Source organism: Streptomyces sp. NPDC054796 (assembly GCF_053611545.1).
The window spans coordinates 19,272-40,653 of the sequence record NZ_JBSHAO010000070.1 but is presented as its reverse complement, the minus strand read 5'-3'; the positions used below and the strand labels follow the sequence as shown (position 1 = coordinate 40,653).

Below are 21,382 nucleotides of genomic sequence, written 5' to 3'. Positions count from 1 at the left end.
TTGCCCGGGCTGTGCGCCTGGCCCGACCCGCCCCCCAGGACCAGGGGGTCCCTGTCGCAACTGCTGCCATTGGCGCTGCGGCGCGCGAGGGGGCGGGGCGGGGCGCCGAGCCCCCGGCCCCTCCCCTTTCACCGTCGACGACCCAGGCAGGAGGCGCGGCGCGGTCAGGGCTTGCGGGCCACTCCGCCGAACTCCCACCACTCGTCGGTGAGCTGCCGCGCGGCCAGCTCGGAGTCGGCGCGCCAGTAGTTGATCTCGCCGAGTCCGGGCTCCAGCACCTCCAGACCGTCGAAGTACCGCTCGACCTCGTGCGCCTGACGCACCCTGCCCCAGTTCCCGTGGGTGGTCTCGTCCATGAACTTGGTGACGAAGTCGCGGGTCGCCTTGTCCTCGCTGACGAGCTGGTTGATCACCAGGAAGCTGCCGGAGGGGACCCGCTCGGCCACGCGGCGCACCAGCTCAGCGGGGCCGGGGTCCGGGATGCAGTGCATCACCGAGACGAAGAGGACGGCGACGGGCTCGTCGAAGTCGATGAGCCTGCGCACCTCGGGGTGGCCGAAGATCTCGTCGGTCTCGCGCATGTCCGCCTGGATGACGGCGGTGTTGTCGTTCTCCTGGAGGAGCGCGCGGCCGTGTGCCAGGACGATGGGGTCGTTGTCCACGTAGACCACGCGCGCGTCCGGGTCGACGCGCTGGGCGACCTGGTGGACGTTGTCCTGGGTCGGCAGCCCTGACCCGTGGTCCAGGAACTGCCGCACGCCGTACTCCCGCGCCAGCACGCGCACGACGCGCTGGAGGAAGCGGCGGTTGTTGATGGCCAGCGGCCGTGTGCTGGGCACGACCTTGTCCAGCTCCGCGACGGCCGCGCGGTCGACCTCGTAGTTGTCCTTGCCGCCGAGGTAGTAGTCGTACATCCGGGCCACGCTCGGGATGTTGACATCCACCCCGAGCCCCGCCGCGACCTCGTCTTCCCGCATGCGCGCCTCACCACATTCGCTGCGTGTACGTCTCGTCGCGCCGAAGCATCCCACGCACCGTGCCCGTGTGACCACGCCAAGTGCGTTGTTGGTGAGGGTGGGACGGGAAATAACGGGGCGGAGCCTCCGGCGCGCGCCGGGGGGCGTACCGCCTGCCCTCGGGAAGGGGCGTGCCGCACCTCGCGTCGCGCCTACACGCCTACAGCGCGAAGAGGCTCAGCTCGGCCCACACGACGCGGCCGAGGTGCGGGCCGCCGCCCAGGACGCCCCACTTCTCGGCGACGGCGCTGACGAGCTGGAGCCCGCGCCCGTTCACGTCTTCCGCTGCGGCCTCGCGGGGTGCGACGTGGCCGCCGCCCTCGTCGCGGACCTCTATGCGCAGCCGCTCCTGGCAGACCTGGAGGTGGCAGCGGACCCGGCCGCTGTCGGTGTGCAGGACGGCGTTGGTGAAGAACTCGGAGATGACGAGCTGGGCCATGTCCCCCAGGTCTTCGGGGAGCCCCCAGTGGCGGAGCTGTCCGCAGACCTTCTCGCGGGCCTGTGCGACCGCGGAGGCGTGCGCCGGCAGATCGAAGCCTTCGCGACGCACGCCGCCCTCGTCGCCGACCGGAGCGGTGTCGGACAGCGGCGCGGTGGGGCGATGGAGAGCCACGGGCATTCGCCTTCCATCTACCTGTCGAGGGCGGGGACGGTGCGCGGGGGAACGGGCACGCGCGGCCTCATGAGCTGAGTCACAAGGCTCACTATGCTCGCCGCAGGTCACAGATGGCAAGGGTAGATCTGCAATTTGCAGAATCAGATTGGCACTGTGGCCGAAGCACTCCGAACATGGCACACTGCTGAGCGCGACAAACCACAGTTGAGGAGGCATCCGTGGCGGAAGGCGGCAGGTCCGCGCCGACCGTGGGGCAGATAGTCCTCGGGCTGCGCCTCCGGGACCTTCGGGAGAAGGCCGGATGCTCCTTCAACGACGCTGCGAAAGCGCTCAGTGTCAACACGACCACCGTCCGTCGCATGGAGAAGGCCGAGGTCGGCCTCAAGCCCCCGTACGTGGAGAAGCTCCTCAAGACGTACGCGGTCCCCGAGCCCGAGATCGCGGGCTTCCTCGCCCTCGTGGACGAGGCCAACAGGCCCGGCTGGTGGCACCGCTTCCGTGACGTGCTGCCGCCCTGGTTCAGCCTCTACGTCAGCCTGGAGGGCGAGGCCAGCCTGATACGGGCCTACGAGCCGCACTGCGTCCCCGGACTGCTCCAGACAGAGGACTACGCGCGGGCGCTCCTGCGCACCGGCTTCCCCACCGCGAGCGACCGCGAGCTGGACCGCCGCGTCGCCCTGCGCATGGAGCGGCAGGAGCTGCTGCGCGGGCCCGGCGCGCCGCGCCTGTGGGCCGTCCTGGACGAGCAGGTGCTGCGGCGCCACGTCGGGGAGCCCGCCGTGATGCGCGGGCAGATCGACCGGCTCATCGAGGCCGTCGCGCTGCCGCACGTCACCTTGCAGATCCTCCCGTTCACGGCGGGGGCGCACCCCGGCATGTTCGGGCCCTTCCAGCTCTTCCGGTTCGACATTCCCGAGATCCCGGACATCGTCTATTCGGAGAGCCTGACGGGCGCCGCCTATCTCGACGAGCGCCCCGACACGGCCGCCTATCTGGAGGTCCTGGACCGCATGGGTGCGCAAGCCGCACCGGCACAACGCACCGAGGCCCTCCTCGGTGAGATCCGCGAGGAGTTCTGAGCACATGGGTCACATCTACAACGGCATGCCCGCCACGGACCTGGGCACCGAGGGCTGGCACAAGCCCTGGAGCGGCCCCAACGGCGGGAGCTGCGTCGAGGCGATGCGCCTCAGCGACGGCCGGGTGGCCCTGCGCCAGTCCACGGACCCGGACGGGCCCGCGCTGATCTACGACCCCGCCGAGATCGAGACCTTCATCCTCGGCACCAAGCGCGGAGAGGCCGACTTCCTCCTCGCCTGACCCCCACGATCCGCTCAGCGGCCCCGCATCCCACAGGGGCGCGGGGCCGCCGGAATTTGGGCGGGAGGAGCGGGACGACGCGATCTCAGTCGGGAAAAATCACCGAAATCGCGCATTGACAGGATCTTGCTGTGCTGCGACTTTCCAGGCACGGAAGCTCTGAGAAGTTCTCCTGGCCGGCCAGGTGCCCGGCGGCGCGTTCTGTCCGTGCCGTCACCGAATCACGCATTCAGGTGAGCGGAGGACCCTCCATCATGTCGTCAGCCATCGAAGATCCCACAGCAGGCGCCAGCGACATATCCGAAGCACCCGTGACCTCCGGCGAGCCCGGCGGCATCCTCCCCGAGCAGGTCAGGACGGCGGAGACCGGCGAGAGCGGTCACGGCGCCCGCAGGGGCGAGGAGTCCACCGAGGCGGGCACCGCGCGGGACGGCGCCCTCACCGGCTCGCCCGACATCGAGCGCGGGCACTTCCCCGGCGCCGCCGAGTCGGCCGCGGCCTACCACCTGAACCGGGGCCGGTACCGCAGCGGAGGCGGCGGCTATCAGCTGGAGCTGCGCGTCGACGTCGACGGCCGGCGCCCGCTCGGCAAGGTCAGCGGCGACTTCTTCAGCGTGAGCGGCAGCACCACCAGCTACTACGGCTCGTTCGTGGTCCAGACGGTCGCCGTCAGCACCACGGCCACGCAGACCACCCTCCGGGGCACGGGCACCTTCACCTGGTCGGCCAGCTATCCGATCGTCGAGGTCGTCATCCCGCGCCGTGCCACGACCCAGCCCCACGCCTCTGCGACGGTGACGTTCTACCGCTCGGCGACCCAGAAGGGCGCGAGCTACGTCTGCCCGTTCACCTCCTCGTACTTCCGCACGGTGACGTGGGAGCAGGACTCGGTGACGGGCAAGGTCCCGTTCGTCTCGTACAACACCGGCTCGCTGCCGCAGCCTCCCGGCAGCGCGGCACGGGTGCTGACCGTGCCGAGCGCCTACGCCGAGTGCGGGCTCGAACTGCTGGTGTCCGGCGCGACCAACGTGCTGGCCGACAACGCCAACGGCTGGACGGACAGCGAGCTGCACGGCGCCATGCAGACCAACTTCAGCCTGTGGCGCAACATCCCGCAGTGGAAGGTCTGGCTCCTGGTCGCCAGCAAGTACGAGGGTCTTGCCGGGGTGCGGGGCATCATGTTCGACTCGGCCGACTCCTACCAGCGGCAGGGCTGCGCCGTCTTCTACGACCTGATCAGCGGCGCTGATGCCACACGTCAGCGCGCGGCGCTGCGCACATACGTGCACGAGCTGGGGCACGCCTTCAACCTGCTGCACTCCTGGCAGAAGAACCTGGCCACTCCCCCGTCGTCGCTCGGCCCCAACCAGGGCTTCGGCGACCTCTCGTGGATGAACTACCCGCAGAACTACAACCCGGGCGGCGGCGGTGCCTCGGGCGAGACGGCCTACTGGGCGAACTTCCCGTTCCAGTTCACCAACAACGAGCTGCTGCACCTGCGGCACGGCTACTACAAGAACGTCATCATGGGCGCGAGCGCCTTCGGCACCGGAGCCGCCGAGATCGAGCCGCAGGCGTTCGACGAGCCGATCGAGGACCGCTCCGGGCTGCGTCTCGAACTGCGCGGCAAGCGGGCCTACGAGTTCGGCGAGCCGCCCGTCGTCGAACTGAAGCTGGAGACCACGGACCTGCGCGGCACGGAGACGCACGGCTACCTCCACCCGAACAACGACCTGGTCAGCATCGCGATCCGGCAGCCCTCGGGGCGCGTGGTCCTGTTCCGTCCGCTGGTGCGGCGGTGCGTGGACGAGGAGCGGACGGTCCGGCTGCACTCGGGCAGGCCCGCGGTCTACAGCAGCGCGTACATCGGCTACGGGAAGGAAGGCCACTACTTCCAGCAGCCCGGCGTCTACGAACTGCGTGCCATGTACCTCGCCTCGGACGGCTCCCGCGTGGTCTCGCCCGTGCTGCGCACCACGGTCAGGCATCCGATGAGCCGCACGGACGAGCAGGTGGCCGAGCTGATGCTGGGCGAGGACCAGGGCAAGCTGTTCGCGCTGCTGGGCTCGGACTCGCCCTCCTTGAAGGCGGGCAACGAGGCGCTCCAGCAGGTCATCGACCAGCACGGCAAGCACCCGCTCGCGGTGTTCCCTCGCATGGTCAGGGGCCTGAACGCGGAGCACGAGTTCAAGAGCCTGGCCCCGCGCAAGGAGGGCCTCACGGTGCGTCCCGCTGACACCAAGGAGAGCATCCAGCAGCTCCAGCCGGTGGTCGAGGCGTCGCTCCAGGGGACGGGCGTCGACAACGTCACGCTCAACATGGTGATGCGCAGGCTCGCGCGCGCCGAGGCCAAGCAGGGCGACCTGGAGCAGGCCACCTCGGTCCTGGACCGGATGACCGAGCACTTCGCCGGGCAGCATCTGAGCCAACCGGTCGTGGACACCATCCGCGACCAGGCGGAGGAGACGAAGGCGCACCTGGTCGCCGAGTACGGCAGGTGAGCAGGCCGGAAGTTGCCGAGTGAACCAGTCAGCACCCGGACCGGCGCATGACCGCTCCCGGGCGGTGGCGCCCGGAACGACCGAGCCGGAACGACCGAGAGGCGGCGGGGACGTGTTGGAGATCGCGCTGCACGGCCCCGCCCGTCCGCACCCCGTGGGCCGGCAGGTCCCCGTCACGGTGACGGTACGCAACACCTCGCGGGACGTGGTGTGGGCCGCCGGGGTGCTGGACGGTTCCGAGGACGGGGTGCGCTATCCGCGCTACCTGCCCTCGGTGCTGCGGGACGGACGGCCCGTCGCCGGTCCCCCGGCGCCCGAGGACCCGCTGGTCGGCCCGCTGCGCCCGGGGGACTTCCGGCGGCTGGCGCCGGGCGAGTCGTTCGACCCGACGGGGCACGGCTTCCTGCCCCTGACGACGTTCACCACGTACGCGCCCGACCTGCCGGGGCGCTATCTGTACGGGCTGAGCCTGTCCACCGAGAGCGACGCGCCCGAGCAGTGGCTCGGCCGCTTCGGGCAGGGCGAGGAGCGGGCCGCCGTGCTGGAGCTGGTCAAGCGCGTGCCGAGGCTGACGGTGACATCAGTGCCGCTGGAGGTCGTCGTCGAGTAGCGGCACCGAGTGGGCGACGGGCGGACGGGGGCCGCCCACCGCCCGCCTCACTCCTCGGCGCTGTCCCGCAGCTCCCTGCGCAGCACCTTCCCGAGCAGGTTGCGCGGCAGCGGCGTCGTCCTGAACTCGACGATCCTGGGCACCTTGTAGGCCGTGAGGTGCCGCGCGGCGTGTGCCCGCAGCGCCGTGGCGGTCAGCGAGCGGCCCTCGCGCACGACGACGCACGCCTTGACGGTCTCCCCCCGGTACGGGTCGGGCGCCGCGACCACGGCCGCCTCGGCGACTGCGGGGTGTGCCATCAGCACGTCCTCGACCTCGGAGGGGAAGACCGAGAAGCCGCTGGCGTTGATGACGTCGCGCTTGCGGTCGATGACGGTGACATAGCCGTCCGGGCTCATCACGGCGATGTCGCCCGTGAGCAGCCAGCCGTCGCGCAGCACCCGGGCCGTGTCCTCGGGGTCCCGCCAGTAGCCGCCGAAGACCTGCGGGCCTCGCACCACCAGCTCCCCCGCCTCCCCGTACCCCAGCACACGGGTGTCGTCGCCCTCGTCGACGACGCGCACCTCGGTGCCGGGCAGCGGGACGCCGACGGTGCCGGGGCGGGCGTTGGCGTTGAGCGGGTTGGCGAGCACGACGGGCGCCGCCTCGGTCAGCCCGTACCCCTCGACGAGGTCGCAGCCCGTGGCCGCGCGGAAGCGGTCGACGGTCTCGGGCGGCAGCCGCATCGCCCCTGACAGGCAGCTCCGCAGGGTGCCCAGCGCCTCCAGCTCCTCCGGGGACCTGGCGAGCAACTGGTCGTAGAGGGGCGGGACTCCGGGCATCATCGTCGGCTTCCAGCGGCGTGCGGCGCGCAGCAGCAGCCCGGCGTCGAAGAGGGGCAACAGCACCAGCCGCGCGCCCGCGAGCAGGCCGACGTTGAGGCCGAGGGTGAGCCCGTAGATGTGGAAGAGCGGCAGCACGCTGATGCCGGTCTCGCGGCCGTCGCGCGCCGCCGGGTACCAGCTTCTGAGCTGGTACGCGTTGGCCACGAGGTTGCGGTGGCTGAGCATCGCGCCCTTGGGGGTGCCGGTGGTGCCCCCGGTGTACTGGAGCACGGCGGTGCTGCCGGGGCGCACGGGCGGATAAGGGGCCTTGCGCGGCGGGTGCGAGGAGAGCAGTTCGCCGTACGTCATCGCGCGGGCCGCTCCCTCCCCCTCCCCCACCTCCGGCAGCCCCGGGTCCACCCGTGCCCGCGTCTCCCGCGCCCTGGCCAGCGGCAGGCGCAGCAACAGCCGCAGCCACCACGGGAGTTCGCGGAACAGCGAGGCGGTGACCACGTGGCGCAGCGCGGTCCCGGCCCGTACGGCGTCGACGGCCGGGAAGGCGCCGTCGTGCACGACGGCGGCGACGGCGCCGGAGTCGGCGAGCTGGTGGCGCAGTTCGCTCCGCGTGTAGAGCGGGTTGACGGGCACGGCCACCGCGCCGATCCGCAGCGTGCCGTAGAACGCCACCACGAACTGGGGGCAGTTGGGCAGCACCAGCGCCACCCGGTCGCCGTGCCGCACCCCGAGCCCCTGGAGCCCGGCGGCGCAGCGGTCGACGGCCCTGCGCAGCGCGCGGTAGCGGGTCCTGCGGCCGAAGAAGACGAGGGCTGTGCGGCGGGGCAGGCGCGCGGCGCTCCCGTCGAGCAGCGTGGTGAGGGGCTCGTCGGGCACGGCCACGTCCCGCGGGACCCCCGGCGCGTAGAAGCGGTGCCAGGGGCGCTCGCGTTCCGGTGCCGGGGTCCCTGTCCGTGTCCGTGTCCGCACAGTCCGCTCGCCTCCGCAGGTCTCGGCTCCTGCTTCGTACGGTGGAGGACCGCGGGCGCCTCGTCTTGTCCCCACAGAACAGGCGGACTGTACGACGGTGACAAGGGGCAGTAACTTAACTCGTCGGTAATGAAGGGGAAACCCCTCGCCCCCGGCGGTATGTTCCCGGCAGCAGCAGACCTCCCCCGTACCGGAAGGAGCGTCAACACCGGTGAGCAGAAGCCACGTTCCCCACGATCCGTTCGGTGACTTCCCCCCCGAGCTCCCCGACCAGCTCAGGCCGTACCTCGGCGCGCTCATCGACGATGTCGTCGAGGAGATCCAGCAGGGCATCCCGGAGTACGCGCGGCCTGACGACGACATGTACACCCGCACCATCCGCACGGGCGCCGAGCAGGCGCTGATGCTTCTCCTGGACCGCATGGCCAAGCCTCAGGGCGGCTGGGAGACCGTCGCGGCGACGTACCACCACATCGGCCGGGGCGAGGCGAACGAGGGCCGCAGCCTGGACTCCTTCCAGCAGGCGATGCGGATGGGAGCGCGGGTCGCCTGGCGCCGCATCAGCGTGCTCTGCGACGAGGACGTGCTGCCGCGCACCGTGCTCGTCTCGCTGGGCGAGGCGATGCTCGTGCACCTCGACGAGATCATCGAGGCGACCGCGGCAGGCTACGCGGAGGCGCGGCTGCGCTCGGCCGGTGAGCTCCAGCGCAGGCGCGACCGGCTGCTCGACCTCCTGGTGGCCGACCCGCCCGCCTCCTGCGAGGCGATCTCGGACCTCGCGCGCGCCGCGCAGTGGACGGTGCCCAGGCGGCTGGCCGTCGTGCTGGTGGACAGCCGCGAGGGCGAGGACGGCGGGGAGCCCGAGCGGCCGATCACCCCGCCCGAGGTGCTGGTGCGCACGGACCGGCGCCCGGTGTGCATGGTCGTGCCCGACCCGGACGGCCCTGGCCGCGCCCGTACCGTCTCGCTGGCGCTCCGGGGCCAGCGCGCGGTGATCGGGCCGACGGTCGGGGTGGCCGACGGCAGCCGCTCGGCGCGGCTCGCCGCCGAGGCGCTGGACCTGGCACAGCGGGGGATCATCCCGCGTCAGGACGTGATCCGCTGCGAGGACCACCTCTCGACGCTGCTGCTGTTCCGCGACGAGACCCTGCTCGCCGTGCTGGCCGACCAGCACATGGGCCCGCTGGAACAGGTGCGGGCGCCGCACCGGCACCGGCTCGCGGAGACGTTACTGGCCTGGCTGCGGTGCGGGCACAACACGATCGAGGTGGCGAAGCGGCTGGCGATCCACCCGCAGACCGTCAGATACCGGCTGCGGCAGCTCGACGACCTGCTCGGCGACCGGCTCCAGGACCCGGAGACCCTGTTCGAGATGGAGCTGGTGCTGCGCGCCCAGCAGCTCCGCCTGGCAGCGGCCGGGCACGATCCTGGCGGCGCGGAGCGCGGCGGAAGCTGGCCGCCGCAGGGGCGCGGGCTGGGCGGCGGGGGTGGCGTCGGCGGCGCGTACCACGCGTCCTCGGCCAGTGCGACGGGGCCATGGGGGGCGACGGGGGCCTGACCAGGGCGCGGTGGCGATGGCCGGGCGGGGCCGGGTGTGCGACCGGGCGGGCGCGGGTGCGCGGCGCGGTGCCGGGCGAGCCGTGGCGCGCGGGGAACGGGCCCGCGCGCCGTTCCACCGTTGACAGGCACGGCGGGCGCGACCCAGGATAAGCAAGCGCTTAGACGTGCACGCGGAGCCCTCGCGCGCCCGCACGCCGCAGCGCGCCCAGCGCCCGCCGCCGCCGAACGGGATCGGAAAACCGCCATGGCCACACCCTCGCTCCTCCTCTCCCGCCGGGATCTCGACTTCCTGCTGTACGACTGGCTGGACACCGAGCACCTGGTGCGGCGCCCCCGCTACGCCGAGCACTCCCGCGAGACCTTCGACGCGGTGCTCGACCTCGGCGAACAGCTCGCCACCCACCACTTCGCGCCGCACAACAAGAAGAACGACCAGGAGGAGCCCCGCTTCGACGGGGAGCGGGTGCACACCATCCCCGAGGTCAAGGAGGCGCTCGAAGCCTTCGCCAAGTCCGACCTCCTCTCCGCGCCCATGGACGAGGAGTTCGGCGGCGCGCAACTGCCCCAGGTGGTGGCGACGGCCTGCTTCAGCTTCTTCCAGGCGGCCAACGTCGGCACCTCCGCCTACCCCTTCCTCACCCTCGGCAACGCCAGGCTGCTGTGCGCCCACGGCTCCCGCGAGCAGGTGGACACCTTCGTACGGCCCATGCTCGCCGGGCGGTTCTTCGGGACGATGTGCCTGTCAGAGCCGCAGGCGGGCTCCTCGCTCGCCGACGTGGCGACGAAGGCGGAGGCCAGGGACGACGGCACGTACCGGCTCACCGGCAGCAAGATGTGGATCTCGGGCGGCGACCACGAACTGGCCGAGAACATCGTCCACCTCGTCCTCGCCCGCATCCCCGGCGGACCGCCCGGGGTGAAGGGCCTGTCCCTGTTCATCGTGCCCAAGTACCTGGTGCACGCCGACGGCTCGCTCGGCGAGCGCAACGACGTCGTACCGGCCGGGCTCAACCACAAGATGGGCTACCGCGGCACGACGAACGCGCTGCTCAACTTCGGCGAGGGGCAGCACCGTCCGGGCGGCGAGGCGGGCGCGGTCGGCTACCTCGTCGGAGAGCCGCACCGCGGGCTGGCCTACATGTTCCACATGATGAACGGCGCCCGCATCGGCGTCGGCGCGGGCGCGATGGCCCTCGGCTACACCGGCTACCTCAAGTCACTCGACTACGCGCGCGAGCGCCCCCAGGGCCGCCCCCTCGCCGCGAAGGACCCGTCGGCGCCGCAGGTCCCCATCGTCGAGCACACCGACGTGCGGCGGATGCTGCTCGCGCAGAAGTCCTACGTGGAGGGCGCGCTGGCCCTGCTCCTTTACTGCTCCCGGCTCGTCGACGAGCAGCAGACAGCCGAGTCCGAGGAGGCGCGCGCCCGCGCCGGGCTGCTGCTCGACGTGCTGACCCCGATCGCCAAGAGCTGGCCCTCGCAGTGGTGCCTGGAGGCCAACAGCCTCGCCATCCAGGTGCACGGCGGCTACGGCTACACCCGCGAGTACGACGTCGAGCAGCACTACCGCGACAACCGGCTCAACCCCATCCACGAGGGCACCCACGGCATCCAGGCCCTCGACCTGCTCGGGCGCAAGGCCGTCATGAACGGCGGAGCCGGGCTGGCGGCGCTCGGCGAGGCCATCGGGGAGACCCTGGAGCGCGCCCGCGAGGCGGGCGGCGAGGCCGCCGTGCTGGGGGACGCGCTGCGCGCCGCCTGGGAGCGGGCGACCACGGTCACGGCGGAGCTGTGGGCCACCGGCGACCCGAAGACGGCGCTCGCCAACGCCTCGGTCTATCTGGAGGCGGTCGGCCACACCGTCGTCGCGTGGATCTGGCTCGGCCAGCTCCTGGCCACGGATGACGGGGACGACGCCTTCCACCAGGGCAAGCGGCAGGCGGCACGCTACTTCTTCCGGCACGAACTGCCCAGGACGGGTCCGCAGTTCGACCTCCTCGCCAGTCTGGACCGGACCACCCTGGAGACCGACCCGGCCTGGCTGTGAGGGCCGACGGGCGCCGCGTCGGGCGGGCCCGTCACGTGTACGGTCCGCCGCGCGCCGCCGGGAGGGGAACGGCGCGCGGCGGAGACCGGTCCGGGACCGGGACCGGAGCCCGGGGTCACCCCCGGCCCGTGTCCTTCCCCGTGTCCTCCTGGGCCCCTCCGCAGCCGAGGCGGTCGCCGGTGACGGGGGCGCCCTCGACGCTGCTGCGGTCGAAGACGACCGGGGCGACCTCGGCGCCCTCCGTGCCCACGCGCACGGTCGGCTCGGGCGCGTGTCCCCGCTCGGCGTGGAGGACGGCGCCGGGCAGCGCGGCGGCCAGGGCCTGGGCGTCGCGCTCCCGGTGGGGTTCATGGACGATCCGCGTCGGGCCGCGCGTACCGGAGCCCTCCCCTTGACCGCCCTGGCCGTCTTGGCCGCCCTGGCCGCCCTGGCCGCCTTGGACGCCGAGCACGCGGAAGCCGTTGTCGCGCAGGCCCCGAGCCACGCGCGCCGCCGCGTCGCCGTCGCCCTCGACCCGCACCCGGACCTTCCCCGGCTCCACCGCGATGGGGCGCACCCCGTCCTTCGGCGAGGTCAGCGGGTTGCCGGTCAGCGGACGGTCGGCGCGCAGGTCGGCGAAGAGTGCCCTGGCGCGCGGCCCGTCCCACAGCAGCGTGGAGCCCCACACGGGCACCCGGTGGTCGAACTCCGACATGGGCACGGTCGCGAACTCGGTGCGCCGCGCGGTGAGTCCGCGCAACTGCCGGCCCAGTGCCATCAGCTTCGCCGCCGTCAGGCCCTCGTCGGCGCGCACGGAGCGGCGCAGTGCGAGCGCGGTGCGCGCGAGGGCCGCCGGGTCGTCCGCCGTCGCGCGTGTCAGCGCCGTCAGCATCCGCCCCAGCAGGTGCTGCTGACGGCGCACCCTGCCCAGGTCGCCGGGCGGGGAGACGTGGCGGGCGCGGACGTAGCGCAGGGCCTGGCGCCCGTCGAGCCAGTGGGAGCCCGCCGCCAGCTTGAGCCCCGCGTTCTTGTCCCGCATCGGCTTGTCCGCGCACACCCCGGCGCCGCCGAGGTCGTCGACGGCCTCCACGAAACCGGCGAAGTCGGTGAGCGCCCAGTGGTCGACGCGTACCCCCGTGGCCCGCTCGACGGTGCGCGCCACGAGGCGGGGGCCGCCGTGCGCGAAGGCGCTGTTGATCTTGCCGGGGTGGCGGGTGGCGGCGGGCCGTCCGTCCGTCTCGCGCGCCTTCTCCCCGCCGTAAGCGCCTGCGGCGCCGGCGAGCAGCGCGGTGTCGTCGTGCCGCGCGAAGCCCACGTACGAGTCGCGCGGGATGCTCACCACGCGCACATGCCGACGGTCCTCGGAGATGTGCATCAGCATCATCACATCGGTGCAGTCGCACTCCTTCCCGTTGACGTGCAGCGCGTCCTTGGTGTCCGGGGAGAGGCCGCGGCGCCGGTCGATGCCCATGAGGAGGACATTCAGCCCGGGTCCTCGCGCGGGCCTGGACTCCTCGCCGGGCGCCGCCGCGGACGCGGCAGCGGCAGAGGCGGGGGCCCCGGCGCGGGAGGGGTCCACGCCGGGGCCCGTACCGCCCGCGTCCGTCGCCGCGCCGCACGTGAGCGCCGCGCAGAGTGCCGCCGCGAGGACGAACCGGCGGGGACGCGCGGCGCGGGCGCCGGTGAGGGGGACGCGCGGGTGGACGCGGGAGAGGGGGGTCACGGGCAAGAGCACCTCCGCGGAACGGTCGTGCCGCATGCTAGGCACGCCCGCGCTCCCGGCCGCGGTTCATCGGGGCCCCTGGCCCGCCCGGCTCACCCGGGCAGGTCAACGGCCGATCGGTCATTCGTATTCTTCACGCGGGCAGGCGCATCCCGCGCGACGCGGTCACCCGCGCGGTCACCCGTACCGTCACTCGTACTCCTCGCGCCGCTCCAGCGGCCGGGTGGCGGGCCCCTGGATGACCTCGCCCTCGATGCCGAAGCGCGACCCGTGGCAGGGGCACTCCCACGCGCACTCGGCGTCGTTGAAGCGCACCAGACAGCCCAGGTGGGTGCAGCGCGGCGACAGCGCGCGCACCTCGCCCTCCGGGGTGCGGTGCACGGCGCAGCGCCGCCCCTGGATGCGCACGATGGCGCCGGTGCCGGGCGCGATGTCCTCGACGGAGTCGACGTAGGAAGAGCGCAGCCGGTCGCCCACGAAGCGCCGCGCGACGGCCGACTGCATGCGCAGCATCGCGGGCGCCTCGCGCGGCCTGAGCCTGCACGGGTCGTACAGCCGCGCCCACGGCGGGGGCTCGTCCCCGGTGATGAGCGCGGTCAGCAGTTGGCCCGACAGCACGCCGCCGGCCATGCCCCAGCCGCCGAACCCGGCGGCGACCCAGGCGTGCTGGGAGGCGGGGTGGAAGCCGCCGATGTAGGGCACGCGGTCGGCCGTCTCGTTGTCCTGCGTCGCCCAGCGGTGCATGAGGCGCGCCTCGGGGAAGCGCTCGTACGTCCAGGCGGCGAGCCGTTCGTAGCCCGCGCTCACCGAGCCGATGCCGGGCATGCCGGGGGCGAACTTCTCGCCGGTGACGATGAGCAGCCGGTGCCCGTCGCGGAACGGGTAGGGCGCGGTGCGCACCGAGCGGGTGCCGCGCTCGGGCGTCAGATAGCAGCCGCCGGGGTCCCGCTCCTCGGGGAGCATCGCGGAGACGACCAGTTCGCGGCGCGGGGCCAGCCGGGAGAACATCAGCGCGCGGTCGAAGACGGGGTAGTGGGTGGCGACGACGACATCGCGGGCGACCACCTCGGCGCCGTTCTCCGCCGTGACCCGGCAGGGTGTGCCCTCGTCGAGCCCGGTGACGCGGGTACGCTCGTGGATGCGCCCGCCGCGGCGCACCAGGTCCTCGGCGAGCGCCAGCAGGTACTTGCGGGGGTGGAACTGGGCCTGGTCCGCCACGCGCACGGCGGCGTGTACGGGGAACGGCAGCCCCGTGTCGGTCACATAGGTGGCGGGCAGCCCGGCCTCGGCCGCCGCCTCGGCCTCGGCGCGGATCTCGTCCTCGTGGTACGGGGAGTCGACGTAGGTGTAGGCGGGGACGCGCTCCAGCTCGCACTCGACGCCCAACTCCCGCGCCACGTCCGCCAGATGCTCGACGGCCTGCTGCTGCGAGCGCGCGTACAGCTCCGCGCCCTCCTCGCCCTTGGTGGCGCGCAGGTGGGCGTAGATCAGGCCGTGCAGCGCGGAGACCTTGGCCGTGGTGTGGCCCGTGACCCCGGCGGCCACGCGGTCGGACTCCAGGACGATCACGCGCTGCCCCGCCCTCGTCAGCTCCCACGCGACCGAGAGCCCCGCGATCCCGCCGCCGACGACGACGGTGTCGGCCTCGGTCACGCTGTCCGGGGCGAGCGGCGGGTGGGGTGCGCCCGCGGCGGAGAGCATCCAGTACGACTCGTAGCCGACGGGCAGCGTCGTCATGGCCGCGCTCCCTTCTGGGCCGCTCTGTCGACCACTCGTGAACCGTTCTGTTGTTCGTATCCACTCTGTGGTTCCCGTTTATCCGCGAGTCATCCACAAAGAAGGGCACCGTGTCACCTCGCACTTACACGCCCGACGGGCCGCGCCCCGGCCCTTTCCGGCAGGTCGGCGCCCCAACAGGCCCGCACATACCGGTTCTTCCGCGTTCCGGAAACCCTCGTTTCCGCCCCCGTTCCGCTGCCGCGGCGCTACGGTGTGTGCCCGCGGGGAACAGTCGGTTGCTGCACACCGGGAGGGATCCGCGATGGGCGAGGGAACAGAGCTGATGGCGCCTGCCCTGCATCTGGACGGGCTGCTGACGCGCGCCCTGAATCCGTTCGACGTCTCCGACAGCGCGCTGGCGCGGCTCGGGGACGCGGTCCTGTGCCAGGTCGAGCTGAACGGCTGGCGCCACCGCAACACCCCGCCGCCGACGCTGCGTTGCAGCAGCTTCCGGCACATCTTCCTGCTCTCCGACGGCAGCAGCGAGCTGCTGTGGGAGCTGCGGTACGACAGCGAGGACGGCGACGGGCGGCGGCTGTACGAGGTCTACGAGACCGAGGAGTCGCTGCGGCTGGCCGAGCGCCGCGTCCACCGGCTGATGGGCGACGGCTTCCCGGGCGCGGGCGGCGGGCACGCGGCCGGGGACGGCGAGGACTTCACGGACGACGGCGATGTCCCGGGCGGCCACCACGACCGCCACGGCCGCCACGGCCACGAGGGTCATGAGGGTCATGAGGGTCATGAGGCATACGAAGCGCACGAGGCGCACGAGGGCCGGGACGCGTGGGACGACGGCGATGAGGAGCCGGGCGCCCGCCACCGTTCCGGCGGCGGTCCGGGCCGCGTCTCGTTCGACTTCCTGACCGGGACCGCGCGGGGCCCGCACCGCCGCCGCGCCTACGGCGAGGGCGACTCCCCCGAACACGCCCGCCGCCTCCTGCGCCGCGCGGAGAACGCGGACCGGCCGGGCGACGAAGTGCTGCGGCTGCTCGCCACGGCCAGGGGCCACGAGATCCTGCACGTGCCCCAGCCGCACGCACCGGCACACGCCTGGCACGTGTGGTGCTCCGTGTACGAGCACGCCTTCCTCCTCGCCGACGGCAGCGAGATCAGCCTGTACGAGCTGGAGCACAACATGTCGGGCTCCGGACACCTGGTGTGCGAGGTCTATCTGGAGGAGTCCGTGGCCGGTCAGGCGGCGCACCGGCGGGCACGCGACCGCGGCTTCGAGCTTTGACGGGCGCGCCGCGCCCCGCCGCCGAAGCCCCGCACGCCAACGCCGCGAACGCCAAAGCCCCGCACGTTATCGTCGTCCTCACCGACCAGCAGCGCTGGGACACCACGGGCGTGCACGGCAACCCCGCCGACGTCACCCCGGAGTTCGACCGCATGGCCCGCGCGGGCACCCACGTCGAGCACGCCATCACGCCGCAGCCGGTGTGCGCGCCCGCGCGGGCCGCGCTCCAGACGGGGCGCTGGCCGACAGCCACGGGCGTCTTCCGCAACGGGCTCGCGCCGGACCGCGAACTGCCCACGCTGGCCTCGTCGTTCGCCGCCGCCGGATACACCACCGGCTACCTCGGCAAGTGGCATCTGGCCGCCGAGGCGGGCGGCGACGGGCCCGTACCCGCCGCGTACCGCATGGGGTACACGCACTGGCTCGCCAGCGAGCTGCTGGAGTTCACCTCGGACGCGTACCGCACGGTGCTCCACGACGAGGACGGCGCGCCCGTCCGGCTGCCCGGCTACCGCTCCGACGCGCTCTTCGACGCCGCCATCCGCTTCGTCGCCGACCACGGCGAGGACGAGCGGCCCTTCCTGCTGTTCGTCTCCCTCCTCGAACCGCACCACCAGAACGCCACCGGCGACCACCCGGCACCCGAGGGCTACGCCGAGCGCTACGCGGGCACCTGGCTGCCGCCCGACCTGGCCGCGCTCGCGCACGGCGCGTCGGACGGCGGCCCGCACCGCCACCTCGGCGGCTACCTCGGCCAGGTCAAACGGCTCGACGAGGGCCTCGGGCGGCTGCGGGACGCGCTGCGCAGCATGGGCCTGGAGGACCGCACGGTGCTCGCGTGGACCTCGGACCACGGCTCGCACTTCCGGACCCGCAACGACGAGTTCAAACGCTCGGCGCACGAGGCGTCCGTCCGCGTGCCCCTCGCGCTGACAGGGCCCGGCTTCACGGGCGGCGGGCGGATACGGCGCCCGGTGAGCACCCTCGACCTCGTGCCGACGCTGATGGAGGCAGCAGGGGTGCCGGTGCCCGCGAGCGTGCAGGGGCGCTCGCTGCTGCCGCTGGTCGGGGGCGGCGACGATCCGGGGCGCCCCGAGGAGGTGTTCATCCAGATCAGCGAGTCCCACGTGGGCCGCGCCGTGCGCACCGCCCGCTGGAAGTACGCGGTACGCGCCCCGGAAGCCGACCCCTGGAACGAGCCGGGCGCCGACCGCTACACGGAGTCCGAGCTGTACGACCTGGACGCCGACCCGTACGAGCTGACGAACCTCGCGGGCCGCACCTCGCACCGGCAGATCGCCGAAGCGCTGCGCGAGGCGCTGCTGCGCCGCATGGAGCACGCCGGGGAGAAGCGGCCCGTCGTCGAGCCCGCGCCGGAGCGCGCCGGCGCCGCGCGTGGCACCGACCCCGAGGTACGCGCACTGCCGTGGGAGGGCGTGCGGTTCGGGCACCACGGGCGCACCACGTAACCCGCCAGGGGGCGCGTCACGGAGTGGGAGTGCGGGACTCCGGTACCCCGCTGTGAGCCCTTGTGACCTTCTTCGGGGCGCCTCTATCGTGGGCGCGCCCGGCACGCCCATCACTGCGCGCCACTTGACCGGAGGTTCCGGCTATGACCGCTCGGGGACGCCACCGCCGCCACAGGCCCAGCTCCGTCACACGCGCCTCGATGAGGGTCACCGCGGGGGGCGCGGGCCTCGCCATCCCCCTTGTGGGGGCCCACTTCGCGCAGGCCGCGCCCGTCGAGACGTGGGACAAGGTGGCGGCCTGCGAGAGCGGCAACAAGTGGGACATCAACACGGGCAACGGCTACTACGGCGGGCTCCAGTTCTCGCAGAGCACGTGGCGCGCGTACGGCGGCACGGCCTACGCGGCGCGCGCCGACCTCGCCACGAAGAGCGAGCAGATAGCCGTCGCCGAGAAGGTGTTAGAAGGCCAGGGCCCCGGCGCCTGGCCCACCTGCGGCCCCCGGGCCGGGCTCAGCCGCGACAGCGCCGAGCCGGGCGGCGAGCCGAAGGGCGGGAAGGCCGCGTCCGAGTCGAAGTCCAAGCCCGAGTCCAAGCCGGAGCCGGACTCCGCTTCGAAGTCCGCGAAGGCCAGGGCCCAGGAGGAGAAGGCCGAGGAGCGGGCCCGTACGGACGAGAAGGCACGCGCGGAACGGGCCAGGCAGGCGAAGGCGGACCGCGCGAAGCAGCCGACGACGTACGAGGTCGTCAGCGGCGACAGCCTCTCCGGCATCGCGGAGGCCCGCTCGGTGGAGGGCGGCTGGCAGGGGCTCTACGAGCGCAACCGCTCGACCGTCGGCGACGACCCCGATCTGATCCTCCCCGGCCAGGACCTGCGCCTGACCGGCGCGGCGGAGAAGGCCCCGAAGGCGTCGGGGTCCTCCTCGGGCCCGGCCAAGAAGCCGGAGAAGGCCGAGAAGTCCGGGAAGGCCGACAAAGCCGAGAAGGCGGCGAAGCCGAAGAGCGAGCCCAAGAGCGCTTCCAAGTCCGCTTCCAAGGCGCAGGACAGGAAGGCGGGTTCGTCCTCTTCCGCGACGGCGCCGGTCAGCGGGGTCTCCCCGAGCACGCCGTACCGCGCCTCGGGCAGTAGCTGGTCGTCCGGCTACCACACGGGCGTCGACTTCCCCGTCCCCACCGGCACGACGGTGAAGGCCGTCACCAGCGGCAAGGTCGTCTCCGCCGGGTGGGCCGACTCGTACGGCTACCAGGTGGTGCTGCGCCACGCCGACGGCAAGTACAGCCAGTACGCGCACCTGTCGGCGATCTCCGTACGCGCGGGCCAGTCCGTCGACACAGGGCAGCGCGTCGGGCGCTCGGGCTCGACGGGGAACTCCACGGGCCCGCACCTGCATTTCGAGGTGCGTACGGGCCCCGGCTACGGCACCGACATCGACCCCCTCGCGTATCTGCGGGGCAAGGGCGTCAAGATCTGACGCGGTCTCCCCCGGCGCCGTCCGCTTCGTCCGCTTCCCCGTTCCGCCGCTCGCGTCGGCGCCGCACCAGGACGACCACGAGGTCCACGAGCGCGAACAGCGCGAGCGCGGCGGAGATCAGCGTCAGGGTGCGCAGCGAGCCGCTGGAGGGCACGTCGTGCGGGCCGCTGTGCGCCGTCCAGTACCAGAACACCGCCGTGCCCGCGAGGAAGACCGGCGTGAACAGCGACGCCAGCAGCAGGCGCAGCCGCAGCGCGCTGCGCGCGGTCACGGGCTCGGTGCCGCTGCGCCGTGCGGCGCGGCCCTGTGCGCGGCCCGGATCGGGACGAGGACCGGTCATGCCGTCCGCCTCCTCTCCTCGCTCCCCCGCTGCTGCCGGGCCCGCTGCCGTCAGGCCCCTCTCCCTCCAGTGTCGCTCGCCCGCGCGGCGTGCGGGGCGTGCGGGCTGTGCGGGGTGTGCGCGGCGGCGGACAGCGCGGCGTGCTCGACCGTACGGTCGCACCAGCGCTCCAGCAGGGTCCGGTCGTGCCCGACGGCGAGCAGCGCGGCACCGCTCTCCCTCCGGTACTCCTCGACGACCGCGACCAGCGCCGCCGTCGTCGAGGCGTCGAGCATGGCGGTCATCTCGTCGCAGACCAGCAGCCGTGGCCGCAGCACGAGGGCGCGGGCGAGGCAGGCGCGCTGGAGCTGTCCGTCGCTGACCTCGTGCGGGCGCCGGGACAGCAGGTCGCCGCCGAGCCCCACGGACTCGGCCAGCCCGCCGACGCGCGAGGGCGTCCCGGCGGAGGGGGCGCCCGTGGCGCGCAGCGGCTCGGCGATCAGGTCGGCGAGGGTGAGGCGTGGGTCGGCCGCCATGCGGGGCTGCTGGAAGACGACGCCGACGGCGGTGCGCTGGGCGCGCGGCGCCCGGTGCCGCCAGCCCCTGGCGGGCTCGCCGCCGAGGCGTACGGTGCCCGCGTAGGGGCGGTGGAGCAGCGCCGCGACCCTCGCGAGCGTGGACTTGCCGCACCCGCTGGGCCCGAGAAGGCCCACGGAGCCCCCGTCGGGGACGGTCAGGGAGACCTCGCGCAGCACGGGGGCGCGGCGGTCGTATCCGGCGGTGATGTCGCGCAGTTCAAGCATGGGTGGCGTCCACATCGGCTTCGTGCGGGGCGGTGTCCCAACGAGCGGTCTCGTGCGGGGCGGTCTCGTGAAGGACGGCCTCCGACGCGGAACCGGGACCGGAGCCGGGACCGGAGCCCGGCGCCGTGTCCACGTCCAGCGCATGGTGGCAGGCCACGCCCCCGGTGAGCGCGGGGACGGCGGCGCAGACGTCCGAGGCCCGCGCGCAGCGGGGCGCGAAGGCGCAGCCTGCGGGGAGGTCGCCGAGTTCGGGCGGCATGCCGGGGATCGGCCGGAAGGCGCGCTGGGGCAGCGCGTCGAGCAGGCCCCGCGCGTACGGGTGCCGTGGTCCGGGCGCCCCGAAGAAGGGCCGCGCCTCCCCGAGTTCGACGACGCGGCCCGCGTACATCACGGCGACCCGGTCGGCGATGCGCTCGGCCGCCGACAGGTCGTGCGTGATGATCAGCAGGCCCCGCCCCTCGTCGGCGTGCCCGCGCAGCTCGTCCGCCGTGCGCTCCACCAGATCGCGGTCCAGGCCCGTGGTCGGCTCGTCGGCGACGAGCAGCGGCGCGTCCCCGACCAGCGCCAGTGCCGTCGCGGCGCGCTGGGCGAGGCCGCCGGAGAGCTGGTGCGGGTAGCGGTCGAGGTGGTCGGCGGGGAAGGCGGCCCGCTCGGCCGCCGCCTCGGCCGCGCGCGCCAGCTCGGCGCGACGGGCGCCGGTCAGCTCCCGGACGGTCTCCTCCAGTTGGGCCCGTACCGTCCGCACGGGCGTGAGGTGCCCGGCGGGGCTCTGCGGTACGAGCCCCACGCGACGGCCCCGTGCCGTACGGGCGAGGGTGCGCTCGTCGGCGGTGAGCAGGTCGATGGCGCCGGGGCCGCGCGAGGCGCCGTCGGCCGTACCCGCGTCGTCGGCCGTACCGGTCGTCAGCAGCGCCGCGCCACGGGTCTCCGCGTTGCCGGGGAGCAGCCCCAGCAGCGCGGAGGCCAGCACGGACTTGCCGCAGCCGCTCTCGCCGACCAGCGCGAGGCACTCGCCGGGCGCCAGGTCGAAGGAGACGCCGGAGACGGCCGCGACGTGTCCGCCGCCGCGCATCCGGAAGCGCACGGACAGGTCCCGTACGGACAGCAACGGGAGGTCGGCACTCACGGCATCGGCACTCACAGCACC

At 73.4% G+C, this 21,382-nt stretch carries 17 protein-coding genes; 9 read left to right on the top strand and 8 right to left on the bottom strand.

Features of this window, described 5'->3' with window-relative positions; translation table 11 throughout:
- Positions 1 to 164: 164 nt before the first annotated feature.
- Both ACWGJ2_RS35745 and ACWGJ2_RS35740 read right to left on the bottom strand, forming a co-directional pair.
- Complete coding sequence (locus ACWGJ2_RS35745) at positions 165 to 977, bottom strand: SAM-dependent methyltransferase (protein WP_453350522.1); 813 nt, start codon at positions 975 to 977, stop codon at positions 165 to 167.
- 199 nt (positions 978 to 1,176) lie between these two features.
- Positions 1,177 to 1,629, bottom strand: coding sequence for an ATP-binding protein (locus ACWGJ2_RS35740; protein WP_453350521.1), 453 nt, complete (start codon positions 1,627 to 1,629; stop codon positions 1,177 to 1,179).
- A gap of 221 nt (positions 1,630 to 1,850) precedes the next feature.
- On the opposite strand from ACWGJ2_RS35740, the gene ACWGJ2_RS35735 reads away from it, so the two are divergent.
- The 4 genes from ACWGJ2_RS35735 to ACWGJ2_RS35720 all read left to right on the top strand — a co-directional run bounded on the left by ACWGJ2_RS35735 (position 1,851) and on the right by ACWGJ2_RS35720 (position 6,063).
- Entirely contained in the window at positions 1,851 to 2,711 is an 861-nt protein-coding gene (locus ACWGJ2_RS35735) for a helix-turn-helix domain-containing protein (RefSeq protein WP_453350520.1), read from the top strand.
- Positions 2,712 to 2,715: 4 nt separating this feature from the next.
- Complete coding sequence (locus tag ACWGJ2_RS35730; RefSeq protein WP_453350519.1) at positions 2,716 to 2,952, top strand: DUF397 domain-containing protein; 237 nt, start codon at positions 2,716 to 2,718, stop codon at positions 2,950 to 2,952.
- Positions 2,953 to 3,206: 254 nt separating this feature from the next.
- Positions 3,207 to 5,453 carry a hypothetical protein gene (locus ACWGJ2_RS35725; protein ID WP_453350518.1) on the top strand — a complete coding sequence of 749 codons (2,247 nt, stop codon included), beginning with the start codon at positions 3,207 to 3,209 and terminating at the stop codon, positions 5,451 to 5,453.
- A 112-nt stretch (positions 5,454 to 5,565) separates the two neighbouring features.
- Positions 5,566 to 6,063 carry a hypothetical protein gene (locus tag ACWGJ2_RS35720; protein ID WP_453350517.1) on the top strand — a complete coding sequence of 166 codons (498 nt, stop codon included), beginning with the start codon at positions 5,566 to 5,568 and terminating at the stop codon, positions 6,061 to 6,063.
- Between the two features lie 47 nt (positions 6,064 to 6,110).
- On the opposite strand, the gene ACWGJ2_RS35715 is transcribed toward ACWGJ2_RS35720, so the two are convergent.
- Positions 6,111 to 7,757: an AMP-binding protein gene (locus ACWGJ2_RS35715; RefSeq protein WP_453350516.1), complete on the bottom strand. Its 1,647-nt coding sequence runs from the start codon at positions 7,755 to 7,757 to the stop codon at positions 6,111 to 6,113.
- A 304-nt stretch (positions 7,758 to 8,061) separates the two neighbouring features.
- Between ACWGJ2_RS35715 and ACWGJ2_RS35710 the strand changes: the two genes are divergently transcribed.
- Both ACWGJ2_RS35710 and ACWGJ2_RS35705 read left to right on the top strand, forming a co-directional pair.
- Entirely contained in the window at positions 8,062 to 9,408 is a 1,347-nt protein-coding gene (locus ACWGJ2_RS35710; RefSeq protein WP_453350515.1) for a PucR family transcriptional regulator, read from the top strand.
- Positions 9,409 to 9,654: 246 nt separating this feature from the next.
- Complete coding sequence (locus tag ACWGJ2_RS35705; RefSeq protein ID WP_453350514.1) at positions 9,655 to 11,457, top strand: acyl-CoA dehydrogenase; 1,803 nt, start codon at positions 9,655 to 9,657, stop codon at positions 11,455 to 11,457.
- Positions 11,458 to 11,572: 115 nt separating this feature from the next.
- Here the strand turns inward: ACWGJ2_RS35705 and ACWGJ2_RS35700 are convergent, their stop codons facing one another.
- Both ACWGJ2_RS35700 and ACWGJ2_RS35695 read right to left on the bottom strand, forming a co-directional pair.
- Positions 11,573 to 13,159, bottom strand: a complete 1,587-nt coding sequence (locus ACWGJ2_RS35700) for an LCP family protein (RefSeq protein WP_453350513.1) — start codon at positions 13,157 to 13,159, stop codon at positions 11,573 to 11,575.
- Positions 13,160 to 13,348: 189 nt separating this feature from the next.
- Positions 13,349 to 14,896, bottom strand: a complete 1,548-nt coding sequence (locus tag ACWGJ2_RS35695; protein WP_453350512.1) for an FAD-dependent oxidoreductase — start codon at positions 14,894 to 14,896, stop codon at positions 13,349 to 13,351.
- Between the two features lie 304 nt (positions 14,897 to 15,200).
- Between ACWGJ2_RS35695 and ACWGJ2_RS35690 the strand changes: the two genes are divergently transcribed.
- The 3 genes from ACWGJ2_RS35690 (at position 15,201) to ACWGJ2_RS35680 (ending at position 19,113) form a co-directional block, all read left to right on the top strand.
- The gene (locus ACWGJ2_RS35690; protein WP_453350511.1) at positions 15,201 to 16,175 is read left to right on the top strand and encodes a DUF6227 family protein; all 975 of its coding nucleotides are present in this window, start codon (positions 15,201 to 15,203) and stop codon (positions 16,173 to 16,175) included.
- Entirely contained in the window at positions 16,172 to 17,644 is a 1,473-nt protein-coding gene (locus ACWGJ2_RS35685; protein WP_453350510.1) for a sulfatase-like hydrolase/transferase, read from the top strand. Before ACWGJ2_RS35690 ends, ACWGJ2_RS35685 begins: the two co-directional genes overlap by 4 nt.
- 143 nt (positions 17,645 to 17,787) lie before the next feature.
- Positions 17,788 to 19,113 carry a transglycosylase family protein gene (locus ACWGJ2_RS35680; protein ID WP_453350509.1) on the top strand — a complete coding sequence of 442 codons (1,326 nt, stop codon included), beginning with the start codon at positions 17,788 to 17,790 and terminating at the stop codon, positions 19,111 to 19,113.
- On the opposite strand, the gene ACWGJ2_RS35675 is transcribed toward ACWGJ2_RS35680, so the two are convergent.
- The 3 genes from ACWGJ2_RS35675 to ACWGJ2_RS35665 are packed head-to-tail and all read right to left on the bottom strand — an operon-like array spanning position 19,103 to position 21,376.
- On the bottom strand, positions 19,103 to 19,453 hold the full coding sequence (locus ACWGJ2_RS35675) for a DUF6343 family protein (protein ID WP_453350508.1): 351 nt from the start codon (positions 19,451 to 19,453) through the stop codon (positions 19,103 to 19,105). The genes ACWGJ2_RS35680 and ACWGJ2_RS35675 overlap by 11 nt on opposite strands.
- 50 nt (positions 19,454 to 19,503) lie before the next feature.
- The gene (locus tag ACWGJ2_RS35670) at positions 19,504 to 20,235 is read right to left on the bottom strand and encodes an ABC transporter ATP-binding protein (RefSeq protein WP_453350507.1); all 732 of its coding nucleotides are present in this window, start codon (positions 20,233 to 20,235) and stop codon (positions 19,504 to 19,506) included.
- Positions 20,228 to 21,376, bottom strand: coding sequence for an ABC transporter ATP-binding protein (locus ACWGJ2_RS35665; RefSeq protein ID WP_453350506.1), 1,149 nt, complete (start codon positions 21,374 to 21,376; stop codon positions 20,228 to 20,230). Before ACWGJ2_RS35665 ends, ACWGJ2_RS35670 begins: the two co-directional genes overlap by 8 nt.
- Positions 21,377 to 21,382 lie beyond the last annotated feature (6 nt).